The organism is Vibrio sp. T9, assembly GCF_003123985.1.
GTDB classification, from domain to species: Bacteria; Pseudomonadota; Gammaproteobacteria; order Enterobacterales; family Vibrionaceae; genus Vibrio; species Vibrio diabolicus.
In genome coordinates this window covers 1-550 of sequence record NZ_NIGY01000044.1, presented here as the reverse complement: position 1 = coordinate 550, position 550 = coordinate 1, and the positions used below count along the sequence as shown (strand labels likewise).

Annotated in this window: 1 protein-coding gene; it reads right to left on the bottom strand. The window is 41.1% G+C overall.

Going from position 1 to position 550, the window contains the following annotated elements; all coding sequences use genetic code 11:
• Positions 1-129 precede the first annotated feature (129 nt).
• The gene (locus CBX98_RS25310) at positions 130-510 is read right to left on the bottom strand and encodes a DUF4087 domain-containing protein (protein WP_109170537.1); all 381 of its coding nucleotides are present in this window, start codon (positions 508-510) and stop codon (positions 130-132) included.
• Positions 511-550: the final 40 nt, after the last annotated feature.

The window sequence follows — 550 nt, the reverse complement described above, 5'->3', positions numbered from 1 at the left end:
TGCTAACGCCTTGTTAAGGGGTGAGCAACGCAATACCGAAGCCGCCGCATACCACCTTAGTCACTAAAACTAACGCATAGTAAAAGTGCCACGCGTTGCGAATCCCTCTTGAACAATTTGTTAGGTGAATTACTTAAAAGGAAGTGGAATATCTTTCGTTATGGATATGTCCTCTAAACACTGCTTCAAAGGTAACTGCTTGGATTTATAGATTGTTGTAATCGAATTTTTCTCTTCGTCTACGTCCACTGTTAAACAAGCACAACTAAAACCATAGTTTCGATTTGTTCTAACAAATTCACTTTCATTTGCAGTCGCTTGATAAAGCAGTTCCATCGATTTATCGTCCAATGCATTTGAAGTACCTTGGACTGATATATCCCACGAGCCATCGCGATCAATCAACCACATATTGGCAGGAGAAGGATTTTCAAGCCATCCACATCGAGTCTCTTCTGCCGTCGCTGCTAATGCAGAAAACATCCCCAAAATAACAATCAAAAATCTCATTATTTACTCCATTCGCCTAACGCCGCATTAAGGTGTGAGC